Genomic DNA, 24093 nt, shown 5'->3' with positions numbered 1-24093 from the left:
GCGGGCGTCGATGCTATGAGAGAAATACCTTCAGGCGAAGACCCCGGCCGTGTCCTGCATGCGCGCGGAGACTTCGCCCAAGTGGTGCAGCGAGTCGCCGAAGGTCATCTCGAGCTGCGTGAGCTTGCGGAAGTAGTGGCTGCCGATGTATTCGTCGGTCACGCCGATACCGCCATGCAACTGCACCGCATTGGCCGCCACGAAGCGCATCGACACGCCGAGCTGGTACTTCGCGCGCGCCATCGCCTGCCGGCGCTCGTCGGCTGGGGCTTCGAGCTTGAGCGTGGCGTAGTAGCTCATGGAGCGTGCGAGCTCGAGCTGCATCTTCATGTCGGCCAGCCGGTGGCGCAGCGCCTGGAAGCTCGCGATGACGACGCCGAACTGCTTGCGCTGGTTCATGTATTCGACCGTGAGCGCCACGGTCTTGTCCATGATGCCAACCGCTTCCGCGCAGGTGGCGGCGATGCCGACATCGACCGCGTATTCGAGCACCGGAAGGCCATCGGCCGCGATCAGCGTGGCATCGGCCTTGTCGAACACCACTTCGGCGGCGCGGCTGCCGTCCTGCGTGCCGTAGCCGCGCGCTTCGACGCCGCTCGCGCTGCGCTCGACCAGGAACAGGGCGATGCGGCCGTCGGCCTGCGCCGGCACGATGTAGGCGTCGGCTTCGTCGCCCACGGGCACCACGCTCTTGGCGCCGCTCAGCGACCAGCCGTCACCGGCCTTCACGGCCTTGGCCTCGCACACGTCGAGGCGGTAGCGCGCCTTGCGCTCCTGGTAGGCCAGCACCACGATGGCCTGGCCGCCGGCGATGCGCGGCAGCCAGTTGTCCTTGAGCTCCGCTGGGGCGTGGCCGCCGAGCACGGCGCCGGCGATCAGCGTCTGCACGAAGGGCTCCAGCACGATGCCGCGGCCCAGTTCTTCCATCACCACCATGCCGGCCACCGGGCCCATGCCCAGGCCGCCGTCGTCTTCGGGGATGTAGAGGCCGCCGAGGCCCAGCTCGGCGAGTTCGTCCCAGGCCTCGCGCGAGAAGCCGCCCTTGGCCTCGATGCCGCGGCGGCGTTCGAAGTCGTAGCCCTTGTCGACCCACTTGCGAACGGCGTCGCGCAGTTGTTCCTGCTCGTCGGTGAAATTGAAGTCCATATTCTTGTCTCCTCAGCCCAGCACCGTCTGGGCGACGATGTTGCGCTGAACTTCGTTGGAACCGCCGTAGATGGTGGTCTTGCGCATGTTGAAGAAGGTCGATGCGAGCGGCGCCAGGGCCGGGTTGCCGCCGGGGAAGTCGCCCTGCCAGCCGGCCTCCATCGCCTCTCGGATCAGCGGCAGCGAGTAGGCGCCGCCCGCGAGCATCATCAATTCGCTGTAGCGCTGCTGGATCTCGCTGCCGCGGATCTTGAGCAGGCCCGCGACGTCGAGCGAGTTCTTGCCCGACGTGGCGGCCGACAGCACACGCAGCACCATCATCTCGAGCGCGACGATGTCCACTTCGAGCTTGGCGATCTCGTCGCGGAAGCGCATGTCGTCGTAGACGCCTTCGCTCTTGGCGATGCGCTTCAGGCGCTCGAGTTCGCGCTTGGCGCGGTTCACGTCGGCGATGTTGGTGCGCTCGTGCGAGAGCAGGTGCTTGGCATAGGTCCAGCCCTTGTTCTCCTCGCCGATCAGGTTCTCCGCGGGCACCTCGACGTTGTCGAAGAACACCTCGTTCACTTCGTGGCTGCCGTCGAGCAGCTTGATCGGCCGCACCGTCACGCCGGGCGACTTCATGTCGAGCAGCAGGAAGCTGATGCCGGTCTGGGGCTTGCCCTCGTTGCTGGTGCGCACGAGGTTGAACATCCAGTCGCCGTACTGGCCCAGCGTGGTCCAGGTCTTTTGTCCATTGACGATGTACTTGTCGCCCTGGCGCTCGGCCTTGGTCTTGACCGAGGCGAGGTCGGAACCCGAGCCCGGTTCGCTGTAGCCCTGGCTCCACCAGACCTCGCCGCTGGCGATGCCGGGCAGGAAGCGTTTCTGCTGCTCGGCATTGCCGAAAGCCATGATGACGGGCGCCACCATGACGGGGCCGAACGGGATGATGCGCGGCGCGCCGGCCAGCGCGGTTTCTTCCTCGAACAGGTGGCGCTGGATGGCGGTCCAGCCCGGGCCGCCGAATTCCTTCGGCCAGCCGTAGCCGAGCCAGCCCTTCTTGCCGAGGATCTTGGCCCAGCCCTGCAGATCGTCGCGCGTGAGTTCGAGCGCGTTGTGCACCTTGTGCGAAATCTCTTTGGGAAGGTTCTCTTTGACCCATGCGCGAATTTCTTCGCGGAACTTCTGTTCTTCGGGCGTGAAGCTCAAATCCATGCGTGCCTCGCTGTGTTGAACGGTCGGCGCCATCGCGGCGATGGCGGCCTGTCTCCGGAACCCGGAGTTTTAGCACGGTCGTGCTGTGAACTGGTGTCCGCGCGGCGACAAGTTGTGTGCCGCGGGCGGTGAGCGCCGAACACAGATAATCCCGCCCTCCCATGAAGAACATCGTGATCCTGATCTCCGGCGGCGGCTCCAACATGGCGGCCATCGCGCGCGCCGCGGAACGCGACCGCTGGACCGAACGCTTCGGCGCCCGCGTGGCGGCGGTCGTGAGCAACAAGGCCGATGCGGGCGGGCTCGCGCTTGCCCGGGCGCACGGCATCGCCACTGCCGTCGTGCCGCACCAGGCATTCGCCAGCCGCGAGGCTTTCGACGCGGCCCTGGCCAGTGAGGTCGATGCGCATTCGCCGGCGCTGGTGGTGCTCGCGGGCTTCATGCGCATCCTGACGCCGGGCTTCGTCGACCGCTATGCCGGCCGGCTGGTCAACATCCATCCCTCGCTGCTGCCGGCGTTTCCGGGGCTCGACACGCACCAGCGCGCGATCGATGCCGGCTGCAAGGTGGCGGGCGTGACGGTGCACCAGGTCACGAGCGAACTCGACCACGGCCCGATCCTGGCGCAGGCGGCGGTGCCGGTGTTGCCCGGCGACACCGCCGGCGATCTGGCAGACCGCGTTCTGGCCCAGGAGCATCAGTTGTATCCACGCGCCATTGCCGGGTGGCTGGCAGATACATCGAGACGCATTCGTTAAGAATTGTTTATATTCGCGGTTTTCGGGAGCCCCACTTGAAAACTCCATCGCTACTGCTGGCCGCCACGGGCGCCATTCTGCTCACCGCCTGCGCCGCGCCCGGCTCTGCGACGGCGCCTGCGTCCGCAGCACCGCCCGAGCCGGTCTTTCAATGCAACGCCGATGGGGCCCGCTTTGCGGTGGGCCAGCAGCTGTCGCCCCAATTGGAAGCCGCGGCCCGTGTGCGCGCCGGTGCCGGCACCTCGCGGGCGCTGAAGCCGGGTGAGGTGGTGACGATGGAACTCAACGGCGGACGCCTCAACCTCGATGTGGATGCGCGCGGCCGCGTGACCGACGTTCGCTGCGGCTGAAGCAGCGCAGCGCTCCGGGGCCGAGCCACTTAGGCGGGGGCGAAGCGGGGGCGGCGGACACCGTCGATTTCGACGGTCTCGCCGAACATCGCCGCGGGCCGGACCCAGAGCCCGCCGGCACCATAGAGTGCACGGTAGAGCGTCATCGGCTCCAGTGTCTCGCTGTGCCGGACGGTGCCCAGCACCTCGTATTCGCCGCCCTTGTAGTGGCGGTAGCGGCCCGGAGGCGTCTCGATCAGCGGGGGCAGGTTGTCGTCGTCGTGGGTCACTGCGTTGCTTTCTTTCTTCGGATGGTGGGCGATTCTCCATGGCACTCGGCCGGCTTTCGACGGCGCGGCTGAGACAATGGAGGCATGCACCCCAAAGCCCTGTTGGAGGCCGCCGCCGATCTGGTGGGCCTCGTCCTGAAATTCGATCACCCCGCCGACCAGGTCGTCTCGCGCTTCTTCCGCGACCACCGCGAACTCGGGCCGCGCGAACGCGCCACGCTCGCCGAGACCGTTTATACGGTGCTGCGCAAGAAGCTCCTGTTCGACCACCTCTCGCCTTCGGGCAGCGGCTCGAAGGAGCGCCGCATGGCGATCCTGGGTTTCCATGGCCCGCGCGATTTCGTGAAAAGCGCGCTCAACGACGTCGAGAAGCGCTGGCTCGACAACTGCGACGCCGTCAAGCCCGACGACCTGCTCGAGCGCCACCGCCACAACCTGCCCGAATGGCTGGTCGCGCCGCTGAAGGCCCAGGCCGGCGACGGCTTCTGGGCGTTGGCCGAAAGCCTGCAGCAGCCCGCGCCGCTCGACCTGCGGGTCAACGCCCTGACCGACAAGCGCGCGGAGGTGAAGGCGGAACTGGCCAAGGCCGGCGTTCCCTCGCAGGCTACGCCGTTCTCTCCCTGGGGGCTGCGCATCGACGGCAAGCCGGCCCTGACCAAGCTGGAGGCCTTTGCCCGCGGCGCCATCGAGGTGCAGGACGAAGGATCCCAGCTGCTGGCACTGCTGCTCGACGCCAAGCGCGGCGAGATGGTGGTCGACTTCTGCGCCGGCGCGGGCGGCAAGACGCTGGCGATCGGCGCCACGATGCGCAGCACCGGCCGGCTCTATGCTTTCGACACCTCGGCCCACCGGCTCGACGCACTCAAGCCCCGGCTGGCGCGCAGCAAGCTGTCCAACGTGCACCCCGCAGCCATCGCCCACGAGCGCGACGACCGTGTCAAGCGCTTGGCAGGCAAGATCGATCGCGTGCTGGTGGATGCGCCCTGCTCGGGGCTTGGCACGCTGCGCCGCAATCCCGACCTGAAATGGCGCCAGTCGCCAAAATCGGTCGAGGAACTGACGGCCAAGCAGACTGCCATCCTGCAGAGCGCCGCCCGCCTGGTGAAACCGGGCGGGCGGCTGGTCTACGCGACCTGCAGCGTGCTGCCCGAGGAAAACGAGGCCATTGCCGAGGCTTTCGGTGCCGCCAATCCCGATTTCGTGCCCCAGGACGCCGCCACGCTGCTGCAGGGATTGAAGGTCGAAGGGGCCGAGGGCCTCTGCGCCGGCGGGCCCGACGGCCATCGGTACCTTCGACTGTGGCCCCACCGCCACGCCACCGACGGTTTTTTTGCCGCCGTATGGAACCGTAAATAGGTGTTGCACTCCAAATCAGGGTAATTCTGCGCAATTGCAGAAGGACAAAAGGCCTCGTTTTGGCCTTGGCGCCTTAAAATTGCGTCTAACTGAATAGGCGGCACCTTCGTGCGGCCATGGAGCACCAAACTCAATGTGGATTCCTGACTCTGCCGTTGTGAGCGCGGCCATCGACTGGCTCGGACACGGCTTGTGGAACCTGACATGGTGGCAGATCGTGTTGTACACGCTCGTCACCACGCACATCACGATCGCCGCGGTCACGATCTTCCTGCACCGCACGCAGACCCACCGGGCCATGGACCTGGGGCCGATCCCTTCGCATTTCTTCCGCTTCTGGCTGTGGCTCGGCACCGGCATGGTGACCAAGCAGTGGGTGGCCATCCACCGCAAGCACCACGCCAAGTGCGAGACCGTGGACGATCCCCACAGCCCGCAGGTCAAGGGCATCGACGAAGTGCTCTGGCGCGGCGCCGAGCTGTACCGTGCCGAATCGAAGAACAAGGACACGGTCGAGCGCTACGGCCACGGCACGCCCGATGACTGGATCGAGCGCAACCTCTATACGCGCTACAGCTGGCAGGGTGTCGGCCTGATGCTCGTGCTCAACTTGGCGCTGTTCGGCGTGGTGGGTCTGTCCGTCTGGGCCGTCCAGATGCTCTGGATCCCGATCACTGCGGCCGGCATCATCAACGGCATCGGCCACTACTGGGGCTACCGCAACTTCGAGGCGCCCGACGCCAGCCGCAACGTGTTCCCGTGGGGCGTGATCATCGGCGGCGAAGAGCTGCACAACAATCACCACACCTATCCCACCGCGGCCAAGTTCTCGGTCAAGAAGTACGAGTTCGACATCGGCTGGGTCTACATCCAGATGATGCAGGCGATCGGCTGGGCCAAGGTCAAGAAGCTGCCGCCGAAAATGCAGCTCGGCGATATCCGCCCCGTGGCCGACGAGAAGACGCTCGAGGCGGTCATCGCCAACCGCTACGAAGTGATGGCCGGCTATGCGCGTGAAATGCGCCGTGTGACCAAGGCCGAACTCGCGGCGCTCAAGACCAAGGGCGGCGACATCTCGGTGCTCAAGGCGGCCAAGAACTGGCTCCATCGCGACGACGACAAGGTGCCGCCGTCAGCCCGCACCCACCTGGTCCAGGCGCGCGCCGCCCACCCGGTGATCGACAAGATGGTCACGATGCGCGAAGAGCTGCGCCAGCTGTGGCTCAACACCTCGCAGTCGCGCGAGCAACTGGCGGCCGACCTGGCAGCCTGGTGCCACAGGGCCGAAGCCAGCGGGATCGCGGGCCTGCGCGAGTTCTCGACCCGTCTGCGCTCTGCGCACGCCTGATCGCGCGGCACGGTTTTCGATACCGCCGTTGATCAAAGAAGCCGACCTTGGTCGGCTTTTTTTGCGCCCACAGCACACACAGGCAACAAAAAACCCGCTGGGTGAGCAGCGGGTTCTTCGTGAGGGGAGACCGGGCCGAATTACTTCAGCTTGATTTCCTTGTATTCGACGTGCTTGCGTGCCTTCGGGTCGAACTTCATGATCGACATCTTTTCAGGCATCGTCTTCTTGTTCTTGCTGGTCGTGTAGAAGTGGCCGGTACCCGCGGTGGATTCCAGCTTGATCTTTTCGCGTCCGCCTTTGCTCGTTGCCATGATTCAGCTCCTTAAGCTTGGCCGCGTGCACGCAGGTCTGCGAGCACGGCGTCGATGCCGTTCTTGTCGATCAGGCGCAGCGCGGCGCTCGAAACACGCAGGCGAACCCAGCGGTTTTCAGTCTCGACCCAGAAACGGCGGTATTGCAGGTTCGGCAGGAACCGGCGCTTGGTTTTGTTGTTGGCGTGGGAAACGTTGTTTCCGACCATCGGGCCCTTGCCCGTGATATCGCATACGCGTGCCATGAGGACACTCTTTCTTGAACAGCTGGCACCGGCGCAATCAGGGCGATTGCAGACTCAGGTGTTTTGCAGCTTGACCTCGCCAGAAACGGGTGGCGGTACCCCGGCTTGCCGTAAAAATCACTACAGGCCCACAACAGCCCCTTCCGGGAGACTGTGGGCCTGATTCGGCAAAGCCTTGGATTATAGCCCTTTTGGGCTCAGCGCCACCAGAGCGGCGCACGGCACCGCTCTCAGAGCGTGCCGTCCTGCTCCAGGAAGCGCTGGGCGTCGAGTGCGGCCATGCAGCCCGTGCCGGCGCTGGTGATGGCCTGGCGGTAGATGTTGTCCTGCACGTCGCCAGCGGCGAAGACGCCGGGGATGCTGGTCATCGTGGCAAAGCCCTGCAGGCCGGAGCGGGTCAGGATGTAGTTGTCCTTCATTTCCAGCTGGCCCTGGAAGATGTCGGTGTTGGGGTGGTGCCCGATCGCGATGAAGCAGCCCTTGAGGTCGATCTGCTCGGTCGCCCCGGTCTGCGTGTTCTTGATGCGGATGCCCGTCACGCCCGAGTCGTCGCCGAGCACCTGGTCGAGTTCGCTGTGCAGCTTGAGCACGATCTTGCCTTCGGCAACCTTTTCCTTGACCTTGTCGATCAGGATCGGCTCGGCGCGGAACTTGTCGCGGCGATGCACGAGCGTGACCTTGTTTGCGATGTTGGCGAGGTACAGCGCCTCTTCGACGGCCGTATTGCCGCCGCCGATCACGCAGACCTCCTGCTCGCGGTAGAAGAAGCCGTCGCAGGTGGCGCAGGCGGAAACCCCGCGGCCCATGAACTTCTGCTCTGATTCGAGGCCCAGGTACTTCGCCGAGGCGCCCGTGGCGATGATCAGCGAGTCGCAGGTGTAGGTGCCGCTGTCGCCCGTGAGGGTAAAGGGGCGCTTGCTCAGGTCGACCTTGTTGATGTGGTCGAAGACGATCTGCGTCTTGAAGCGTTCGGCATGCTCCAGGAAGCGCTGCATCAGCTCGGGGCCCTGCACGCCGTGCACGTCGGCCGGCCAGTTGTCGACCTCGGTGGTGGTCATCAGCTGGCCGCCCTGGGCGATGCCCGTGATGAGAAGGGGCTGCAGGTTCGCGCGTGCTGCGTAGACCGCGGCGGTGTAGCCGGCAGGGCCGGAGCCCAGGATCAGGACCTTGGCGTGTTGGGTGGCGGACATAGGGTGATGAGTAGAAAACCTAGGATTTGCGCTGCGTCAGCGTGTACATTTTCAGGGTGGTACCGTTAGGTAGGGAGTATCACCGCCCGGTTCAACACCGGGTGCACGGTGTTTTCAATGGGCGCGATTGTAGTAATCCATCAATCTCACAAATAGCGATGGGGCTGCAGGCGCCGTATCAGGGATCGATCGATGTCAATGCTGTCCAATCTTGAGCTGCTCAGACGCGTTCCGCTGTTCGCTTCGCTGACACCTTCACAGTCAGCGAGCATTGCGGACACGATCATCAAGAAGCGCTTCAAGCGCGCGGAGATGATCGTTGAGCAGGGCAAGAAGTCCGATGCGCTCTACATCATCCTGACGGGTCGCGCGCGCGTGACCAGCGCCGACAACCGCGGCCGGGAAGTCATTCTCGCGACGCTGCACACCGGCGACCACATCGGCGAGATGAGCCTGATCGACGACGAGCCGCATTCGGCCACGGTGCGTGCCGAGATCCAGTGCGACGTGCTCATGCTCGACCGGGAGGCCTTCGCACGCTGCCTGCCCGAGAACTCCTCGATGGCCTACAACATCATGCGCGGGCTGGTGCAGCGCCTGCGCCATGCCGACCGCAAGATCGAGTCGCTGGCGCTCATGGACGTCTACGGACGCGTGGCACGGTCGCTGCTCGAGTTCGCCACGGCAGACGGCGCCGGCAATCTCAAGGTGCGCGACAAGATCTCGCGCCAGGATCTCGCGAAAATGGTGGGTGCCTCGCGCGAGATGGTGAGCCGCGTGATGAAGGACCTGGAGGAGCGCGGCTTCGTCCAGACCCAGGACGACGGATCCATGATCGTCAAGGAGCGGCTGCTGTCGCTGGCGTGAGCCGCGGCCCGGCCGGGGCCTTTTGTTGTAGTGTTCAGCCATCCAGCTGCCGCTTGTCGGGCCGGGTGCCGCGTTTTTCATGACCTATTCGCTCAATACGCTTCAATCTTCTTCCGCCGACGAAGGGCAACCCGTGCGCATGCGCGCCCTGCGCTTCGCACACGAGATCACGCTGGTCGCGGGCTTCGCCGCGTTGCTGTTCTGGCTGCTGGCGATGCTGAGCTTCACGCCGTCCGATGCAGCCTGGTCCACATCGGGCACGGGGGGCGAGGTCAAGAACTGGGGCGGCCGCATCGGTGCCTGGCTGGCCGATGGCAGCTACTTCCTCGCGGGGTATTCGGTCTGGTGGTGTCTTGCGGCAGGCCTTCGCGCATGGCTGTCGTCGCTGGCCCATTGGCTGCGGGGCGGTGAACCCGCAGCCGGCGACCAGCCGGTGCGCGGCCGCTTCAACCGCAGCCGCATCGCGTTCTGGTTTGGCCTGCTGCTGCTGCTGTCCGCGAGCGCGGTGCTCGAATGGTCGCGGCTGTACCGGCTCGAATCCCATCTTCCGGGGTCGGGCGGCGGCGTGCTCGGCTACCTCGTCGGGCCCACCAGCGTGCGCTGGATGGGTTTCACCGGCTCGGCGCTGGTGGCCATCGCGGCGGGCGTGATCGGCTCGGCGCTGGTGTTCCGCTTCTCCTGGACCCAGATCGCCGAGCGCATCGGCGCGCGGGCCTATTCGCTTTTCGAGTGGCGCCGCGAGAAGCGCGAGCTCGCTGCCGACATCGCGATGGGCAAGCGGGCCGCGCGCGAACGCGAAGAGGCCGAAGACCTGCCGTTCTCGCGCACGGGCTCCGACGCGGACGAACCCGAGCCACTGGTCGGCGACGAAGAACTGCGCATCGAGCCGCGTCCGAAGCGCCGCGCGGCCTCGCCGCCGGTGCAGATCGAACCCGCGCTCGCCGAGGTGCCCAGGAGCGACCGCGTCGCCAAGGAGCGCCAGAAGCCGCTCTTCAAGGAACTGCCCGACAGCAAGCTGCCGCAGGTCGACCTGCTCGATGCCGCGCAGGTGCGCCAGGAAACGGTGTCCGCCGACACGCTCGAGATGACGTCGCGCATGATCGAGAAGAAGCTCAAGGACTTCGGCGTCGAGGTGCGCGTGGTGCTGGCCTCGCCGGGCCCCGTCATCACGCGCTACGAGATCGAGCCCGCCACGGGCGTCAAGGGCTCGCAGATCCTCGGCCTCGCCAAGGACCTTGCGCGTTCGCTCTCGCTGGTGTCGATCCGCGTGGTCGAAACGATCCCCGGCAAGAACTACATGGCGCTCGAGTTGCCCAACGCCAAGCGCCAGTCGATCAAGCTCAGCGAGATCCTCGGCTCGCAGGTCTACAACGAAGGCAAGTCGATGCTCACGATGGGCCTCGGCAAGGACATCATCGGCAACCCCGTGGTGGCCGACCTCGCGAAGATGCCGCACGTGCTCGTGGCCGGTACCACCGGTTCGGGCAAGTCGGTCGGCATCAACGCGATGATCCTGTCGCTGCTCTACAAGGCCGAGGCGCGCGACGTGCGCCTGCTCATGATCGACCCGAAGATGCTCGAGATGTCGGTCTATGAAGGCATTCCGCACCTGCTCGCGCCCGTGGTCACCGACATGCGCCAGGCCGCCCACGGCCTCAACTGGTGCGTGGCCGAGATGGAGCGCCGCTACAAGCTCATGAGCAAGCTCGGCGTGCGCAACCTGGCCGGCTACAACACCAAGATCGACGAGGCCAAGGCGCGCGAGGAGTTCATCTACAACCCGTTCAGCCTCACGCCCGACGATCCCGAGCCGCTCAAGCGCGAGCCGCACATCGTGGTCGTGATCGACGAGCTGGCCGACCTGATGATGGTCGTCGGCAAGAAGATCGAGGAGCTCATTGCCCGGCTGGCGCAAAAGGCACGCGCGGCGGGCATCCACCTGATCCTTGCCACGCAGCGGCCCAGCGTGGACGTTATCACCGGCCTCATCAAGGCGAACATTCCCACGCGCATCGCGTTTCAGGTGTCGAGCAAGATCGACAGCCGCACCATCCTCGACCAGATGGGGGCCGAGGCGCTGCTCGGCATGGGCGACATGCTCTACATGCCCAGCGGCACCGGCCTGCCGATTCGTGTGCATGGCGCCTTCGTGAGCGACGACGAAGTGCACCGCGTCGTGGCTTACCTGAAGAGCCAGGGCGAGCCCGACTACATCGAGGGTGTGCTCGAAGGCGGCACGGTGGACGGCGACGGCGACATGCTCGGCGACGGCGGCGATGCCGAGAAGGACCCGATGTACGACCAGGCGGTGGAGGTGGTGCTGAAGAACCGCAAGGCCAGCATCTCGCTCGTGCAACGCCACCTGAAGATCGGCTACAACCGCGCCGCGCGGCTCGTCGAGGACATGGAGAAAGCCGGCCTGGTGAGCGCAATGAGCGGCAGCGGGCAGCGCGAGATACTGGTGCCGGCGCGCGCCGAATAGCCAGCAAAGGCCTGCTCGTCCCGCCGTTACGCGCTGACATGCCGGTTGCAAACTCCGCGCTAGCGTTGCAAAACTTCATCGAACCCCGCACATGGCGCCACGCGCCGCGGGGTATGGTCATGCCAACGCGGTTCGCGTGCTGAGGAATCCCAAATGAAAATTCGTCACTGGCTGTTGATCGGCCTTCTCTGTTCCGCCAATGCCTGGGCCGGCGGCCTCGAAAGCCTCGAGACCTTCGTCAAGACGGTGAAATCGGGCCGCGCCGATTTCACCCAGACCGTCACCGCACCGCCGCGCGACGGCCAGCCGGGCCGCGCCAAGACCTCGAACGGCACCTTCGAATTCCAGCGTCCCGGCAAGTTCAAGTTCGACTACCAGAAGCCTTTCGCCCAGACCATCGTGGCCGACGGCAAGACGCTCTGGCTCTACGACGCCGACCTCAATCAGGTCACGCAGCGCGCGCAGTCGCAGGCGCTGGGCTCCACGCCCGCTGCGCTGATCGCCGCGGCGCCCGACCTGCGTGCACTGCAGGCCGACTTCACGCTCGAAGCCGCGCCCGAACGCGACGGCCTCCAGTGGGTCAAGGCCACGCCCAAGAACAAGGACGGCCAGCTGCAGCACGTGCAGGTCGGCTTCCTGGGCGATGCGCTTGCCGCGCTCGAAATTCTCGACAGCTTCGGCCAGCGTTCGGTGCTCAAGTTCAGCAAGGTCGAGGTGAACCCGGCGCTCGCCGCGAACGTGTTCGACTTCAAGGCGCCCGCGGGGGCCGACGTTCTCAAGCAGTAGCAGTCGAAGCGCAACCCACCGATCCAGCAAGCAGGTTTGGCCACCTCGTCGCACCAACCCCTCGCCGAGCGCCTGCGTCCGAAGACGCTCGGCGAAGTGATCGGCCAGCAGCACCTGCTCGGCCCAGGCATGTCGCTGCGCATTGCGTTCGAATCGGGCCAGCCGCACTCGTGCATCCTCTGGGGGCCGCCCGGCACCGGCAAGACGACGATCGCGCGGCTCATGGCCGACGCCTTCGATGCGCAGTTCCTCAGCATCAGTGCCGTGCTCGGCGGCGTCAAGGACATCCGCGAGGCTGTCGATCGCGCCACGGCGGTGCGCGACGGTCTCGAGCAGCGGCGCACCATCGTCTTCGTCGACGAGGTGCACCGCTTCAACAAGAGCCAGCAAGACGCCTTCCTGCCGCATGTGGAGTCGGGCCTTTTCACCTTCATCGGCGCCACCACCGAGAACCCGTCCTTCGAAGTCAACTCGGCACTGCTTTCGCGCGCCGCGGTGTACGTGCTGCAGCCGCTGACGGAGGCCGACCTCAAGCAGATCGTGGGCAAGGCACAGGCGATCGGGGCGGTGCCTGCGATCGAAGACGCCGCAGTCGACCGGCTGATCGCCTACGCCGACGGCGATGCGCGGCGCCTGCTCAACACGCTCGAGACGCTGGCTGTAGCGGCGCGCGCCGAGAAACTGGTCCAGATCAACGACGAATGGCTGTTGCGCGTGCTCGGCGAGCGCATGCGGCGTTACGACAAGGGCGGCGAGCAGTTCTACGACACCATCAGCGCGCTGCACAAGTCGGTGCGCGGCAGCGATCCCGATGCCTCGCTCTACTGGTTCGTGCGCATGCTCGACGGCGGCGCCGATCCGCGCTACATGGCGCGGCGGCTGATCCGCATGGCGAGCGAAGACATAGGCCTGGCCGACCCGCGCGCGCTCCGGCTGGCGCTCGACGCGGCCGAGGTCTACGAGCGGCTCGGCACGCCGGAGGGCGAACTCGCGCTGGCCGAATGCGTGGTCTATCTGGCGATCGCGCCCAAGTCGAACGCGGTCTACAGCGCGTACAACGCGGTGCGCGCGCTGGTCAAGAAAGACAGCACGCGCCCGGTGCCGATGCACCTGCGCAATGCGCCGACCAAGCTCATGAAAGAGCTCGACTATGGCAAGGGCTACCGCTATGCGCATGACGAGGAGGGTGGTTTCGCCGCCGGCGAGCGCTACCTGCCCGACGGCCTCGAGGGCCAGGTCTTCTACCAGCCCGTCGAGCGCGGCCTCGAGATCCGTATCGCAGAAAAGCTGCGCGAACTGCGCCGGCGCAACGCCGGGCGCGAAGGCTGATACGCGTTCGTCAACGGCGCGCCGCGCCATGCATGACTTCACACGCATATAGCATGGCGTGAGCGGGTAAACCCCGTACGGCGTGCACCAGAACGAAGCTGGTGGATGCTTACAATCCCGCCCACAAATCAGCCAGCGGCACATGCTGGCTGGTTTTTTGCTTATCAAGCCAAGGCGCCCAACCGGAGCCAAGGTGGGTGAATAGCGTCCGCAAGCGGATGCAACCAAAAGGGAACGCGTTATGGAAATATTGCTGCAGCAGATCATCAACGGTCTGGTCCTCGGCAGCATGTATGCCTTGATAGCCTTGGGCTACACCATGGTGTACGGCATCATCAACCTGATCAACTTTGCGCACGGCGAGGTGCTGATGGTGGGCGCGCTCACCAGCTGGACCATCATCGGCCTGATGCAGGAATCGATGCCCGGCGCGCCCGGCTGGCTCGTCCTGATCATCGCGCTGGTCATCGCCTGCGTGGTGGCCGCCACGCTGAATTTCGTGATCGAGAAGGTCGCCTACCGACCGCTTCGCAACAGTCCCAAGCTCGCGCCGCTGATCACCGCCATCGGCATGTCGATCCTGCTGCAGACGTTGGCCATGATCATCTGGAAGCCCACCAACAAGGCCTATCCCAACCTGCTGTCGACCGACCCCATCCATGTGGGCGGCGCGGTGATCTCGCCCACGCAGGTCATGATCCTCAGTGTCACGGCCTTCTCGCTCGTGGTGCTGATGTGGCTCGTCAACTACACCAAGCTCGGCCGCGCGATGCGCGCCACGGCCGAGAACCCGCGCGTCGCGGCGCTCATGGGCATCCGGCCCGACATGGTCATCTCGGCCACCTTCATCATCGGCGCGGTGCTCGCGGCCATCGCGGGCGTCATGTATGCGTCCAACTACGGCATTGCACAGCATTCGATGGGCTTCCTGCCCGGCCTCAAGGCCTTCACGGCGGCGGTGTTCGGAGGCATCGGCAACCTGGCCGGCGCGGTCGTCGGCGGCATCCTGCTGGGGCTGATCGAAGCCATCGGCTCGGGCTATATCGGTACGCTGACTGGCGGTGTGCTCGGCAGCCACTACAGCGACATCTTCGCCTTCATCGTGTTGATCGTCATGCTCACGCTGCGACCCTCGGGGCTGCTCGGCGAGCGCGTGGCGGACCGGGCCTGAGGAGCAGCACACCATGAAGAACAGCAAAAACCTCGCGCTCTACATCCTGGGCGTCGTCGCGGTGCTCGCACTGCCGATCCTCCTGCAAACCCAGGGCAATGCCTGGGTGCGCATCGCCGACATCGCGTTGCTCTACGTGCTGCTCGCGCTGGGCCTGAACATCGTGGTGGGCTATGCCGGCCTGCTCGACCTTGGCTACGTCGCCTTTTTTGCGGTCGGCGCGTACCTCTTCGCGCTGATGGGCTCGAGCCACCTGTCCGACACCTTCCCGTGGTTCAAGGCCATGTTCCCGAACGGGCTGCACACCTCGCTGCTCATCGTGATACCCCTGGCGCTGCTCGTGGCCGGCGTGCTCGGGGTGCTGCTCGGTGCGCCCACGCTGAAGCTGCGCGGCGACTACCTTGCCATCGTGACACTGGGTTTCGGCGAGATCATCCGGGTGTTCCTGAACAACCTGGACCACCCGGTCAACATCACCAACGGCCCGAAGGGCATCACCTCGATCGACTCGATCAAGTTCTGGGGGCTCGACCTCGGCAAGTCGTTGAAGTTCGAGGGCTTCACGATCTCGTCGGTCACGCTGTACTACTACTTGTTCCTGGCCCTGGTCGTCGCCACCGTGATCATTTCGCATCGGTTGCAGGTGTCGCGCATCGGGCGCGCCTGGATGGCCATCCGCGAGGACGAGATCGCGGCCAAGGCCATGGGCATCAACACCCGCAACATGAAACTGCTGGCCTTCGGCATGGGCGCGAGCTTCGGTGGCGTGTCGGGCGCGATGTTCGCGTCGTTCCAGAGCTTCGTTTCCCCCGAATCGTTCAGCCTCATGGAGTCGGTGATGATCGTCGCCATGGTGGTGCTGGGCGGCATCGGCCACCTGCCGGGCGTGATCCTCGGCGCGGTGCTGCTGGCGGCACTGCCCGAGGTGCTGCGCTACGTGGCCGGTCCGCTGCAGACGATGACCGACGGGCGGCTCGATGCCTCCATCCTGCGCCAGCTGTTCATCGCGCTCGCGATGATCGGCATCATGCTCGTGCGGCCGCGCGGCTTGTGGCCCTCGCCCGAGCACGGCAAGACGCTGAAGAAGAAGGGCGGCGTGCCGGTCGATCCGGCGCACGCCACAGTGGCCCCCGGCTCGCTGCAGACGCATGCGCCCGGCATCGACACGCCAGCCGACGAACTGCCTGGCGATGCTTCGCGTCCCATGTCGATCAATCCCTGACCAAGGAGAAAAAGACATGACGACAGACACCATCCTCGAAGTCCGCGGCATCTCCAAGCGCTTCGGCGGCCTGCAGGCGCTTTCGGACGTGGGCATCACGATCAAGCGCGGCCAGGTCTACGGCCTGATCGGTCCCAATGGCGCCGGCAAGACGACCTTCTTCAACGTGATCACCGGGCTCTACACGCCCGACAGCGGCAGCTTCGAGCTGGCCGGCAAGCCCTACCAGCCCACGGCGGTGCACGAGGTCGCCAAGGCCGGCATTGCGCGCACCTTCCAGAACATCCGCCTGTTCGCCGAGATGACGGCGATCGAGAACGTGATGGTCGGGCGCCATATCCGCACCCATTCGGGTGTGTTCGGCGCCATGCTGCGCACCCGCTCGTTCAAGGCCGAGGAAAAGGCCATCGCCGAACGCGCGCAGCAGCTGCTTGACTATGTCGGCATCGGCAAGTTCGCCGACTACAAGGCGCGTACGCTGTCGTACGGCGACCAGCGCCGGCTGGAAATTGCACGTGCGCTGGCCACCGATCCGCAGCTCATCGCGCTCGACGAACCGGCCGCCGGCATGAACTCGACCGAGAAGGTGCTGCTGCGCGAGCTGATCGACCGCATCCGCAAGGACGACCGGACCATCCTGATCATCGAACACGACGTGAAGCTCATCATGGGCCTGTGCGACCGCGTCACCGTGCTCGACTACGGAAAGCAGATCGCCGAAGGCACGCCCTACGAAGTGCAGAAGAACGAAAAGGTCATCGAGGCCTACCTCGGGACGGGAGCCCACTGACATGAGCACGACTGCAAGCATGAGCGACGCCACGACCACCACGCCCTCGACCACGAGCGCCGCGGCGCAAGCCAAGGCGGCGGGCAAGACCCTGCTGAAGGTCTCGGGCCTGCGCGTGGGCTACGGCGGCATCCAGGCCGTGAAGGGAGTCGATTTCGAAGTCCGCGAGGGCGAGCTGGTCTCGCTGATCGGCTCGAACGGCGCCGGCAAGACCACGACCATGAAGGCCATCACGGGCACGTTGCCCGCGGGCGCCGGCGACATCGAGTTCCTGGGCCGCAGCATCAAGGGGCGTGGCGCATGGGACCTCGTCGGCGAGGGCCTGGTGATGGTGCCCGAAGGCCGCGGCGTCTTCACGCGCATGACGATCACCGAGAACCTCCAGATCGGCGCCTACATCCGCAACGACAAGGCCGAGATCGCCGCCGACATGGAGCGCGTGTTCGTCACCTTTCCGCGCCTGCGCGAGCGCAAGGACCAGCTCGCGGGCACCATGTCGGGCGGCGAGCAGCAGATGCTCGCCATGGGCCGCGCGCTCATGGCCAGGCCCAAGGTGCTGCTGCTCGACGAGCCCACCATGGGCCTGTCGCCGATCATGTGCGACAAGATCTTCGAGGTGGTGCAGACCGTCTCGGCGCAGGGCGTGACCATCCTGCTGGTCGAGCAGAACGCCAATCGCGCGCTGCAACTGGCCGACCGAGGCTACGTGATGGAGTCGGGGCTCATCACCATGGACGGTGATGCCAAGGCGCTGCTGCGCGACCCGCGCGTGCGCGCCGCGTACCTGGGCGAATAGACCGGTTCCAGCGCCAGGCGGCCGCCTCCGGGCGGCCGTTTTCTTTGGGGCGTCAGTCCACCTTTGCGCCGGTTGCCTTCACGACGCCTTCGTATTTCGAGAGTTCGCTCTTCATGAACGCCCCGAACTGCTCGGGCGTGTTGGCGACCGGTTCGGCCAGCAGCGAGGCGAAGCGGGTTTTCGTCTCGGGCGAATTGAGCGCGGCCACGAATGCCTGGTTGAGCTTGGCGAGCACATCCTGCGGCGTGCCGGCCGGTGCGACCAGGCCCCACCAGGTGTCGATCGAGAAGCCCTTGAGCGTGTCCGACACCGGCGGCACATCGGGCATCGCGCTGCTGCGCTGCAGGCTCGTGACAGCGATGGCCTTGAGCTTGCCCGAGCGGATGTTCGGTGCCGCCGTCGCGAGGTTGTCGAAGTTGAAATCGACCTGTCCCGAGAGCAGCGCCAGCTGCGCCGGATTGCCGCCGTTGTAAGGGATGTGCAGCGCGAAGATGCCGGCCTGCTTCTTGAACAGCTCGCCCGCGAGGTGACCGGCGCTGCCGTTGCCGCCGCTGCCGTAGTTGAGCTTGGCAGGGTTGGCCTTGGCGTAGCGGATCAGGTCGGCCACGGAATTGATGTTCAGGCGCTTGGCGGTGTCGGCATTCATCACCAGCACGTTCGGCACCCGCACCATCTGCGTGACCGGTGCGAAATCGGTCGCCGCATTGAACGGCATCTTGCTGTAGAGCCACGGGTTGACCGCATGCGTGGCCGTGGCGGCGATGCCGATCGTGAGCCCGTCGGGCGCCGCCTTGGCCACCGCGTCGGCGCCGATGTTGCCGCCTGCACCCGGCTTGTTGTCGATGATGACCGTGCCCAGGCTGTCCTTCACGCGCTCGGCGAGCACGCGCGCCGTGATGTCGATCGGGCCGCCCGGTGCATAGGGCACCACGAGGCGGATGGGGCGCTGCTGTTGCGCCGTGGACTGGCCGGCGGCAAGGAGCGTGGCGGTTGCGCACAGCGCAAGGAGGAAGTGTCTCGTCTTCATTTTTTCTCGTTTCGGATGATTCGAATTCCCCGGCAGACCAGGGCAGGGCAAGCCGAAGACGCTCAGGGCAGGGCCTTGTCGGCTTCGGTGGTGAACGCGTCGGCGAAGAACTCGTCCTCGGGGAGGCCGGCCATCCCGACGTAGTCGTGCTTGGCCGATTCGACCACGATCGGTGCGCCGCAGGCATACACCTGGTGGCCCGACAGGTCGGAGAAATCTTCGAGCACCGCGCGGTGGACGAAGCCGGTGCGGCCGGTCCAGTTGTCGTCGGGGGTCGCATTGGACACCACGGGCACGTAGCGCAGGTTCGGCATCTCGGCCATCTGCGCGCGCATCCAGTCGTCCATGTAGAGGTCCTCGGGCCTGCGGCCGCCCCAATACAGCGTGGCGGGCCGCTCGATGCGCTTGAACTTCATGTGCTCGAGCAGCGCCTTGATCGGCGCGAAGCCCGTGCCGGAGGCCAGCAGCACGATCGGCTTGTCGGAGTCCTCGCGCAGGAAGAAGCTGCCGTAGGGGCCTTCGATGCGAAGGATCTCCTTCTCCTTCATCGTATTGAACACGTGGTCGGTGAACTTGCCGCCCGGCAGGTGCCGCAGGTGCAGCTCGATCCCCGTGCCGGGTTCGGCCAGCGTGTGCGGCGCATTCGCCATCGAATAGCTGCGGCGCACGCCGTCGCGCAGGATGAACTCGACGTACTGGCCGGCATGGAACTGCAGCGGCTCGCCAGCCGGCAATTGCAGGCGGAGCTTCATCACGTCGTGCGACAGCCGCGTGAGCGCGAGCACCCGCACCGGCATCTTGCGGATCGGCAGCGCGCCGGCTTCCGTGACCTGGCGCGACTCGAGCACCACGTCGCTCTTCGGATGGGCGCAGCAGGTCAGCACGTAACCCGCAAGCTGCTCCTCGGCGCTCAGCGCCTTGCTCTGGTGCGGACCGAGCTCGACCTCGCCCGAGAGCTTGCGGCACTTGCACGAGCCGCAGGCGCCGTCCTTGCAGCCATACGGCAGGCCGATGCCCTGGCGGATGCCCGCAGCGAGAATGGTTTCGTCGCCATGCACCACGAAGTGACGCCCACTAGGCTCGACGGTGATGGAAAAGCCCGCATCGTGCGGCGCTGCAACAGTCATCGGTATTCTTCGGCTTCTTTCAGCCTGGGTCTGAAAAAGGGAAAGGAACCCGGATTTTGCCTTCAATCAATAGCCCTTCCGGCGCGCTGCCGGCGCGCTTCCGGCGTGAGCGCCTGCTGATCGTCGGTTGCGGCGACGTGGGCCAGCGCGTGGCGGGCCGCCTTGCTGGCCGCCTGCAGCTGGTAGCGCTCACTTCATCGGCCGACCGGGTGCCCGCGCTGCGTGCCGCGGGCATTCGACCGCTGCAGGGCAACCTCGACGACCCGGCGAGCCTGCGCCGCCTGGCCGGCATCGCCACCCGCGTGCTGCACCTAGCCCCGCCCGCGCGCGACGGCGGCGCGGCCTGGTGGCGCGACCTGCGGACCACCGCGCTCGTGCGTGCGCTACGGCTGCGCATGGCGCCGGGGGCCCTCGTTTACGGCTCTACCAGCGGCGTGTATGGCGACTGCGGCGGCGCCCGCGTGAGCGAGACGCGCGCCGTGCAGCCCGACACGCCGCGCGCCCACCGTCGCGTGGACGCCGAACGCGCCGTGCGATGGCTCGGCCGCAGTGCGGGCGTGCGCGCGAGCATCCTGCGCATTCCCGGCATCTATGCGCCCGACCGCGTGGGCGGCACGCCGCGCCAGCGGCTCGAACGCGGCACGCCCGTGTTGCGGCGCGAGGATGACGTCTACACGAGCCACATCCACGCCGACGACCTGGCGCGCGCCTGTGTGGCGGCGCTCTATCGTGGCCGGCCGCAGCGCGTGGTGCACACCGCCGACGACACCGAGCTGCGCATGGGCGACTACATCGACCTCGCGGCCGATCTCTACGGCCTGCCGCGCCCGCCGCGCGTGGCGCGCGACGAGGCCGAGCGACAGCTGCCGGTGCAGCTCTTGAGCTTCATGGGGGAATCGCGCCGGCTCGACAACACGCGGCTCAAGCGCGAGCTGCGGGTGCGGCTTGCGCATCCGACGGTGCATACCGGGCTGATTGCACGGGCGTCCGGGTGTAGTTGACCTCCACGGCAAGCGCTTCGTCTCCCGCGGGCGTGATGTTGAACATGCGGATGTTCAGGTGCGCTGGGTCGGGCTGCGACAGCTCGGTGCGCCAGCCCCAGCGCGGGCCTCCAGGGCGCTCGCCGTAGCTGCCCAGCGCGCCGAACCTTCCGTGGTCGAAACGGCCGGTGCTGAACATGATCGATGTGCCGGTGCCGAAGCTTTCGCCCCAGGCGCACTCGAAGGCGTTGTCGTCGAGATGGTAGGCCCACAGTGCGACGCCCTCGAAAGGCGCGCCACTGCAATGGCCCTCGTATTCGTGCAACAGGAACCTGCCGCGGCCGACCAGCCGGATACGCCCGCGCTGCACCGATTCCTCGGCCAGCTTTTCGGGCTCGTACCACAACCGGAAACGGCCTTCCCACTCGCCGACCATCGCAGCGAGACGGTGGTGCACGCCGCCGGGGGCAGCGGAACGTTCGAACATTTCCTTGCTCACGGAACCTCGCTTGGTTGGTGCCCGGGGCCGGAATCGAACCGGCACACCTTTCGGTGGGGGATTTTGAGTCCCCTGCGTCTACCAATTTCACCACCCGGGCACATCCGGAAGGAAGCCCAAAATTATGGCACAGTGCCTGCCATGAACTATCCGACGATCGAAGACGCCATCGGCAAGACGCCGTTGGTGGCATTGCAGCGCATCGACGCGGCCGAGAACGCCAGGCGCGGCAATGTGATTCTCGCCAAGCTCGAAGGCAACAACCCCGCAGGGTCGGTCAAGGACCGTCCGGCCCTCTCGATGATCAAGCGCGCCGAGGAGCGCGGCGAGATCAAGCCCGGCGACACGCTGATCGAGGCCACGTCGGGCAACACGGGCATCGCGCTGGCCATGGCCGCGGCCATCAAGGGCTATCGCATGGTGCTGATCATGCCGGAAGACCTCTCCGTCGAGCGCGCCCAGACCATGAAGGCGTTCGGCGCCGAGCTGCTGCTCACGCCCAAGAGCGGTGGCATGGAATACGCGCGCGACCTCGCCGAGCAGATGGTCGCGCAGGGCAAGGGCCGGGTGCTCGACCAGTTCGCCAACCCCGACAACCCGCGCATCCACTACGAGACCACAGGCCCCGAGATCTGGGCCGACACCCAGGGCAAGGTCACCCATTTCGTGAGCGCAATGGGCACCACGGGCACCATCACCGGCGTCTCCCGTTTCCTGAAGGAAAAGAACCCCGCGGTGCGCATCGTCGGCGCGCAGCCGGCCGAGGGGTCGCGCATTCCGGGCATCCGCAAGTGGCCGACCGAATACCTGCCCAAGATCTACGACGCGAGCCGGGTCGACGAGGAAATCAGCGTGAGCCAGGACAACGCCGAAGAGTTGTGCCGGCGCCTCGCGCGCGAGGAGGGCATCTTCGGCGGCATCTCCGCGGCAGGCGCGCTATGGGTGGCGCTCGAGGTGGCCAAGACCGTCGAGAACGCCACCATCGTCTTCGTGGTGTGCGACCGCGGCGACCGCTATCTGTCCACCGGCGTGTTCCCGGCCTGAACCCGATGGTCCACCCCAAGTTCTGCCAGGCCTGCGCCACCCCGCTCGAATGGATCGCGCTGATGGAAGACGGCGGCCCGAAGGAGCGGCTGCGCTGCCCGTCGTGCGGCCACACGCACTGGAACAACCCGACGCCGGTGCTCGCGGCCATCGTCGAGTACCGCGGCCAGGTGCTGCTGGCTCGCAACGCCGCCTGGCCCGCGAAGATGTATGCGCTGATCACGGGCTTCATGGAAGCCGGCGAGACGCCTGAAGAAGGCATCTCGCGCGAGGTCAAGGAAGAAACCAACCTCGACGTCAGTGCGACGAAGCTCGTGGGCGCCTATGACTTCCAGCGCATGAACCAGATCATCATTGCCTACCACGTGGTGGCCGACGGCGAGGTGAAGCTCTCGCCCGAACTCGTGGACTACCGCCTCTACGACCTGCCGGCGCTCAAGTGCTGGCCTGCAGGCACCGGCTACGCGCTGGCCGACTGGCTGCGCACGCGCGGGCACGAGCCGGTGTTTTTTACCGCGGCCGAGAACGAAGAGCGGCGGCGCGGCCTCGTCCTGCCGCCCGAGGAGCCCAAGACCCATGCAGATTGATCGCGAACTCGACACGCGGGGCCTGAACTGCCCGCTGCCCATCCTCAAGGCCAAGAAGTCGCTCAACGACATGGCGAGCGGCCAGTTGCTCAAGGTCGTGTCGACCGACCCAGGTTCCCTGCGCGACTTCCAGGCCTTTGCGCGGCAGACCGGCAACGAGCTGGTCGAGCAGCAGACGGTCGGCAGCGACTTCATCCACGTGCTGAAGCGGCGCTGACCGCCAAAGAGAAGGGGCCCCGCGGGGCCCCTTTCCGTTTCAGAGCTCGAGGCTCTTGAGGTATTCGCGGAACTGGCCGCCGACCTCGGGGTGCGCGAGTGCCAGTTCCACCGAGGCCTGCAGGAAGCCTTCCTTGCTGCCGCAGTCGTAGCGCGTGCCCTTGTAGGCATAGGCGTAGACCGCTTCCTTCTTCATCAGCGCGGCGATGCCGTCGGTGAGCTGGATCTCGCCGCCCGCGCCCTTGGGCTGGTTGCGTATTTCGTCGAACACACCGGGCGTGAGGATGTAGCGCCCCGCCACGCCAAGGCGCGACGGCGCGTCCTCGGGCTTGGGCTTCTCGACCATGCGGTCGACCTTCACGAGGTCGTCGCCGATCGATTGGCCGGCCACGATGCCGTAGCGCTTGACGTGTTCCAGCGGCACTTCCTGCACGGCGAGCAGCGAAGCGCCGAGCTTTTCGAAGGCGGCCGTCATCTGCGCCAGCACCGGCTCGCCACCCGACGGGCCGACCATCAGGTCGTCGGCCAGCAGCACGGCGAAGGGCTCGTTGCCCACCAGGTGCTCGGCGCAGAGCACCGCATGGCCGAGGCCCAGCATGCGAGGCTGGCGCACGTAGGAGCAGGTCATGTCGTCGGGCATCACCGAGCGCGCGATGTCGAGCAGCGCGGTCTTGCCGCTGGCTTCTAGCTGGCTCTCCAGTTCGTAGGCCGTGTCGTAGTGGTCTTCGATGGCACGTTTGTTTCGGCCAGTTACGAAAATCATGTCGCGAATGCCCGCTGCGTAGGCTTCCTCAACCGCGTACTGGATGAGTGGCTTGTCGACAACCGGCAGCATTTCCTTTGGCTGCGCCTTGGTGGCGGGCAGGAAGCGGGTGCCGAACCCGGCAACGGGGAATACGGCCTTGCGGATGCGTGTCGAGGGTGTGGGCATGGACAGTTCGGGCGTTTGTTCGTTCGGTTGAAGAAGAAGGTTTACGGTCGAAAAGCGGCATCTAAATGC

26 protein-coding genes and 1 tRNA gene are annotated in these 24093 nt (G+C 66.1%); 16 read left to right on the top strand and 11 right to left on the bottom strand.

What is annotated here, in order from left to right; all coding sequences use genetic code 11:
• Positions 1-30: 30 nt before the first annotated feature.
• Both AC3A6G_RS04770 and AC3A6G_RS04765 read right to left on the bottom strand, forming a co-directional pair.
• Positions 31-1146, bottom strand: coding sequence for an acyl-CoA dehydrogenase family protein (locus AC3A6G_RS04770; RefSeq protein WP_487873179.1), 1116 nt, complete (start codon positions 1144-1146; stop codon positions 31-33).
• Between the two features lie 12 nt (positions 1147-1158).
• Positions 1159-2340, bottom strand: coding sequence for an acyl-CoA dehydrogenase family protein (locus AC3A6G_RS04765; protein ID WP_487858482.1), 1182 nt, complete (start codon positions 2338-2340; stop codon positions 1159-1161).
• 161 nt (positions 2341-2501) lie between these two features.
• Here AC3A6G_RS04765 and purN point away from each other — a divergent pair, with 161 nt between their 5' ends.
• Complete coding sequence (gene purN / locus AC3A6G_RS04760) at positions 2502-3098, top strand: phosphoribosylglycinamide formyltransferase (RefSeq protein ID WP_487858481.1); 597 nt, start codon at positions 2502-2504, stop codon at positions 3096-3098.
• 35 nt (positions 3099-3133) lie between these two features.
• Positions 3134-3448, top strand: coding sequence for an I78 family peptidase inhibitor (locus AC3A6G_RS04755; RefSeq protein ID WP_487858480.1), 315 nt, complete (start codon positions 3134-3136; stop codon positions 3446-3448).
• Between the two features lie 29 nt (positions 3449-3477).
• Here AC3A6G_RS04755 and AC3A6G_RS04750 read toward each other — a convergent pair whose 3' ends face one another.
• The gene (locus AC3A6G_RS04750) at positions 3478-3717 is read right to left on the bottom strand and encodes a DUF1653 domain-containing protein (RefSeq protein WP_487858632.1); all 240 of its coding nucleotides are present in this window, start codon (positions 3715-3717) and stop codon (positions 3478-3480) included.
• Positions 3718-3801: 84 nt separating this feature from the next.
• Here AC3A6G_RS04750 and AC3A6G_RS04745 point away from each other — a divergent pair, with 84 nt between their 5' ends.
• Together AC3A6G_RS04745 and AC3A6G_RS04740 are read left to right on the top strand one after the other, a co-directional pair.
• On the top strand, positions 3802-5073 hold the full coding sequence (locus AC3A6G_RS04745) for an RsmB/NOP family class I SAM-dependent RNA methyltransferase (RefSeq protein WP_487873178.1): 1272 nt from the start codon (positions 3802-3804) through the stop codon (positions 5071-5073).
• Between the two features lie 133 nt (positions 5074-5206).
• On the top strand, positions 5207-6421 hold the full coding sequence (locus AC3A6G_RS04740) for a DesA family fatty acid desaturase (RefSeq protein ID WP_487858478.1): 1215 nt from the start codon (positions 5207-5209) through the stop codon (positions 6419-6421).
• Positions 6422-6561: 140 nt separating this feature from the next.
• Here the strand turns inward: AC3A6G_RS04740 and rpmG are convergent, their stop codons facing one another.
• The 3 genes from rpmG to trxB form a co-directional block, all read right to left on the bottom strand.
• Positions 6562-6735, bottom strand: coding sequence for a 50S ribosomal protein L33 (rpmG, locus tag AC3A6G_RS04735; protein ID WP_007830291.1), 174 nt, complete (start codon positions 6733-6735; stop codon positions 6562-6564).
• 11 nt (positions 6736-6746) lie between these two features.
• On the bottom strand, positions 6747-6980 hold the full coding sequence (rpmB, locus tag AC3A6G_RS04730; protein WP_487858477.1) for a large ribosomal subunit protein bL28: 234 nt from the start codon (positions 6978-6980) through the stop codon (positions 6747-6749).
• 230 nt (positions 6981-7210) lie between these two features.
• Positions 7211-8170: a thioredoxin-disulfide reductase gene (gene trxB / locus AC3A6G_RS04725; RefSeq protein ID WP_487858476.1), complete on the bottom strand. Its 960-nt coding sequence runs from the start codon at positions 8168-8170 to the stop codon at positions 7211-7213.
• Positions 8171-8362: 192 nt separating this feature from the next.
• On the opposite strand from trxB, the gene AC3A6G_RS04720 reads away from it, so the two are divergent.
• From AC3A6G_RS04720 to AC3A6G_RS04685, 8 genes are all read left to right on the top strand, one after another.
• Positions 8363-9037: a Crp/Fnr family transcriptional regulator gene (locus AC3A6G_RS04720; protein WP_487865385.1), complete on the top strand. Its 675-nt coding sequence runs from the start codon at positions 8363-8365 to the stop codon at positions 9035-9037.
• 79 nt (positions 9038-9116) lie between these two features.
• On the top strand, positions 9117-11519 hold the full coding sequence (locus AC3A6G_RS04715) for a DNA translocase FtsK (RefSeq protein ID WP_487858474.1): 2403 nt from the start codon (positions 9117-9119) through the stop codon (positions 11517-11519).
• Positions 11520-11672: 153 nt separating this feature from the next.
• Positions 11673-12305, top strand: coding sequence for an outer membrane lipoprotein periplasmic chaperone LolA (gene lolA / locus AC3A6G_RS04710; RefSeq protein ID WP_487865384.1), 633 nt, complete (start codon positions 11673-11675; stop codon positions 12303-12305).
• 36 nt (positions 12306-12341) lie between these two features.
• Positions 12342-13634 carry a replication-associated recombination protein A gene (locus tag AC3A6G_RS04705; protein ID WP_487873177.1) on the top strand — a complete coding sequence of 431 codons (1293 nt, stop codon included), beginning with the start codon at positions 12342-12344 and terminating at the stop codon, positions 13632-13634.
• A 241-nt stretch (positions 13635-13875) separates the two neighbouring features.
• Positions 13876-14805 carry a branched-chain amino acid ABC transporter permease gene (locus AC3A6G_RS04700; protein WP_487858471.1) on the top strand — a complete coding sequence of 310 codons (930 nt, stop codon included), beginning with the start codon at positions 13876-13878 and terminating at the stop codon, positions 14803-14805.
• A gap of 13 nt (positions 14806-14818) precedes the next feature.
• A complete protein-coding gene (locus tag AC3A6G_RS04695; RefSeq protein ID WP_487858470.1) occupies positions 14819-16027 on the top strand; it encodes a branched-chain amino acid ABC transporter permease in 1209 nt (402 codons plus the stop codon).
• A gap of 16 nt (positions 16028-16043) precedes the next feature.
• Positions 16044-16817 carry an ABC transporter ATP-binding protein gene (locus tag AC3A6G_RS04690; RefSeq protein ID WP_487858469.1) on the top strand — a complete coding sequence of 258 codons (774 nt, stop codon included), beginning with the start codon at positions 16044-16046 and terminating at the stop codon, positions 16815-16817.
• 19 nt (positions 16818-16836) lie between these two features.
• Positions 16837-17613: an ABC transporter ATP-binding protein gene (locus AC3A6G_RS04685; protein ID WP_487873259.1), complete on the top strand. Its 777-nt coding sequence runs from the start codon at positions 16837-16839 to the stop codon at positions 17611-17613.
• Between the two features lie 52 nt (positions 17614-17665).
• Here the strand turns inward: AC3A6G_RS04685 and AC3A6G_RS04680 are convergent, their stop codons facing one another.
• Both AC3A6G_RS04680 and AC3A6G_RS04675 read right to left on the bottom strand, forming a co-directional pair.
• On the bottom strand, positions 17666-18640 hold the full coding sequence (locus AC3A6G_RS04680) for a Bug family tripartite tricarboxylate transporter substrate binding protein (protein ID WP_487858468.1): 975 nt from the start codon (positions 18638-18640) through the stop codon (positions 17666-17668).
• Positions 18641-18702: 62 nt separating this feature from the next.
• Positions 18703-19767, bottom strand: coding sequence for a CDP-6-deoxy-delta-3,4-glucoseen reductase (locus AC3A6G_RS04675; RefSeq protein ID WP_487873176.1), 1065 nt, complete (start codon positions 19765-19767; stop codon positions 18703-18705).
• Between the two features lie 56 nt (positions 19768-19823).
• Here AC3A6G_RS04675 and AC3A6G_RS04670 point away from each other — a divergent pair, with 56 nt between their 5' ends.
• Positions 19824-20768 carry an NAD-dependent epimerase/dehydratase family protein gene (locus AC3A6G_RS04670; RefSeq protein ID WP_487873175.1) on the top strand — a complete coding sequence of 315 codons (945 nt, stop codon included), beginning with the start codon at positions 19824-19826 and terminating at the stop codon, positions 20766-20768.
• On the opposite strand, the gene AC3A6G_RS04665 is transcribed toward AC3A6G_RS04670, so the two are convergent.
• Positions 20689-21234 (bottom strand): DUF1579 family protein, encoded by a 546-nt coding sequence (locus tag AC3A6G_RS04665; RefSeq protein WP_487873174.1) that lies wholly within the window; start codon positions 21232-21234, stop codon positions 20689-20691. The two genes, AC3A6G_RS04670 and AC3A6G_RS04665, sit on opposite strands and share 80 nt — an antisense overlap.
• 27 nt (positions 21235-21261) lie before the next feature.
• Positions 21262-21346, bottom strand: a tRNA-Leu gene (locus AC3A6G_RS04660).
• 41 nt (positions 21347-21387) lie between these two features.
• Here AC3A6G_RS04660 and cysM point away from each other — a divergent pair.
• Genes cysM through AC3A6G_RS04645 form a run of 3 tightly spaced genes read left to right on the top strand, consistent with a single transcriptional unit; the run spans position 21388 to position 23094 of the window.
• The gene (gene cysM, locus AC3A6G_RS04655; protein ID WP_487873173.1) at positions 21388-22290 is read left to right on the top strand and encodes a cysteine synthase CysM; all 903 of its coding nucleotides are present in this window, start codon (positions 21388-21390) and stop codon (positions 22288-22290) included.
• 5 nt (positions 22291-22295) lie between these two features.
• A complete protein-coding gene (locus tag AC3A6G_RS04650; RefSeq protein WP_487858463.1) occupies positions 22296-22877 on the top strand; it encodes an NUDIX hydrolase in 582 nt (193 codons plus the stop codon).
• A complete protein-coding gene (locus tag AC3A6G_RS04645) occupies positions 22867-23094 on the top strand; it encodes a sulfurtransferase TusA family protein (protein WP_487858462.1) in 228 nt (75 codons plus the stop codon). The genes AC3A6G_RS04650 and AC3A6G_RS04645 overlap by 11 nt, the downstream gene beginning before the upstream one ends.
• 39 nt (positions 23095-23133) lie before the next feature.
• Here AC3A6G_RS04645 and galU read toward each other — a convergent pair whose 3' ends face one another.
• Positions 23134-24024 carry a UTP--glucose-1-phosphate uridylyltransferase GalU gene (gene galU, locus AC3A6G_RS04640; protein WP_487858461.1) on the bottom strand — a complete coding sequence of 297 codons (891 nt, stop codon included), beginning with the start codon at positions 24022-24024 and terminating at the stop codon, positions 23134-23136.
• Between the last annotated feature and the right edge of the window lie 69 nt (positions 24025-24093).

The sequence above is a fragment of the Variovorax sp. Soil_C_26 genome, from assembly GCF_057657075.1.
The sequence above is the reverse complement of the archived record's forward strand: the minus strand, read 5'-3'. Positions and strand labels throughout refer to the sequence as shown.

What these genes read in the sequence shown, in the direction of transcription:
- lolA (WP_487865384.1), top strand. Translation starts at nt 11,673, where the DNA reads ATGAAAATTCGTCACTGGCTGTTGATCGGCCTTCTCTGTTCCGCCAAT.
- AC3A6G_RS04680 (WP_487858468.1), bottom strand. Translation starts at nt 18,640, where the DNA reads ATGAAGACGAGACACTTCCTCCTTGCGCTGTGCGCAACCGCCACGCTC.
- rpmB (WP_487858477.1), bottom strand. Translation starts at nt 6,980, where the DNA reads ATGGCACGCGTATGCGATATCACGGGCAAGGGCCCGATGGTCGGAAAC.
- galU (WP_487858461.1), bottom strand. Translation starts at nt 24,024, where the DNA reads ATGCCCACACCCTCGACACGCATCCGCAAGGCCGTATTCCCCGTTGCC.
- AC3A6G_RS04685 (WP_487873259.1), top strand. Translation starts at nt 16,837, where the DNA reads ATGAGCGACGCCACGACCACCACGCCCTCGACCACGAGCGCCGCGGCG.
- AC3A6G_RS04645 (WP_487858462.1), top strand. Translation starts at nt 22,867, where the DNA reads ATGCAGATTGATCGCGAACTCGACACGCGGGGCCTGAACTGCCCGCTG.
- AC3A6G_RS04695 (WP_487858470.1), top strand. Translation starts at nt 14,819, where the DNA reads ATGAAGAACAGCAAAAACCTCGCGCTCTACATCCTGGGCGTCGTCGCG.
- AC3A6G_RS04745 (WP_487873178.1), top strand. Translation starts at nt 3,802, where the DNA reads ATGCACCCCAAAGCCCTGTTGGAGGCCGCCGCCGATCTGGTGGGCCTC.
- AC3A6G_RS04665 (WP_487873174.1), bottom strand. Translation starts at nt 21,234, where the DNA reads ATGTTCGAACGTTCCGCTGCCCCCGGCGGCGTGCACCACCGTCTCGCT.
- AC3A6G_RS04765 (WP_487858482.1), bottom strand. Translation starts at nt 2,340, where the DNA reads ATGGATTTGAGCTTCACGCCCGAAGAACAGAAGTTCCGCGAAGAAATT.
- AC3A6G_RS04740 (WP_487858478.1), top strand. Translation starts at nt 5,207, where the DNA reads ATGTGGATTCCTGACTCTGCCGTTGTGAGCGCGGCCATCGACTGGCTC.
- rpmG (WP_007830291.1), bottom strand. Translation starts at nt 6,735, where the DNA reads ATGGCAACGAGCAAAGGCGGACGCGAAAAGATCAAGCTGGAATCCACC.
- AC3A6G_RS04720 (WP_487865385.1), top strand. Translation starts at nt 8,363, where the DNA reads ATGTCAATGCTGTCCAATCTTGAGCTGCTCAGACGCGTTCCGCTGTTC.
- AC3A6G_RS04650 (WP_487858463.1), top strand. Translation starts at nt 22,296, where the DNA reads ATGGTCCACCCCAAGTTCTGCCAGGCCTGCGCCACCCCGCTCGAATGG.
- AC3A6G_RS04690 (WP_487858469.1), top strand. Translation starts at nt 16,044, where the DNA reads ATGACGACAGACACCATCCTCGAAGTCCGCGGCATCTCCAAGCGCTTC.
- AC3A6G_RS04675 (WP_487873176.1), bottom strand. Translation starts at nt 19,767, where the DNA reads ATGACTGTTGCAGCGCCGCACGATGCGGGCTTTTCCATCACCGTCGAG.
- AC3A6G_RS04700 (WP_487858471.1), top strand. Translation starts at nt 13,876, where the DNA reads ATGGAAATATTGCTGCAGCAGATCATCAACGGTCTGGTCCTCGGCAGC.
- trxB (WP_487858476.1), bottom strand. Translation starts at nt 8,170, where the DNA reads ATGTCCGCCACCCAACACGCCAAGGTCCTGATCCTGGGCTCCGGCCCT.
- AC3A6G_RS04715 (WP_487858474.1), top strand. Translation starts at nt 9,117, where the DNA reads ATGACCTATTCGCTCAATACGCTTCAATCTTCTTCCGCCGACGAAGGG.
- AC3A6G_RS04770 (WP_487873179.1), bottom strand. Translation starts at nt 1,146, where the DNA reads ATGGACTTCAATTTCACCGACGAGCAGGAACAACTGCGCGACGCCGTT.
- cysM (WP_487873173.1), top strand. Translation starts at nt 21,388, where the DNA reads ATGAACTATCCGACGATCGAAGACGCCATCGGCAAGACGCCGTTGGTG.
- purN (WP_487858481.1), top strand. Translation starts at nt 2,502, where the DNA reads ATGAAGAACATCGTGATCCTGATCTCCGGCGGCGGCTCCAACATGGCG.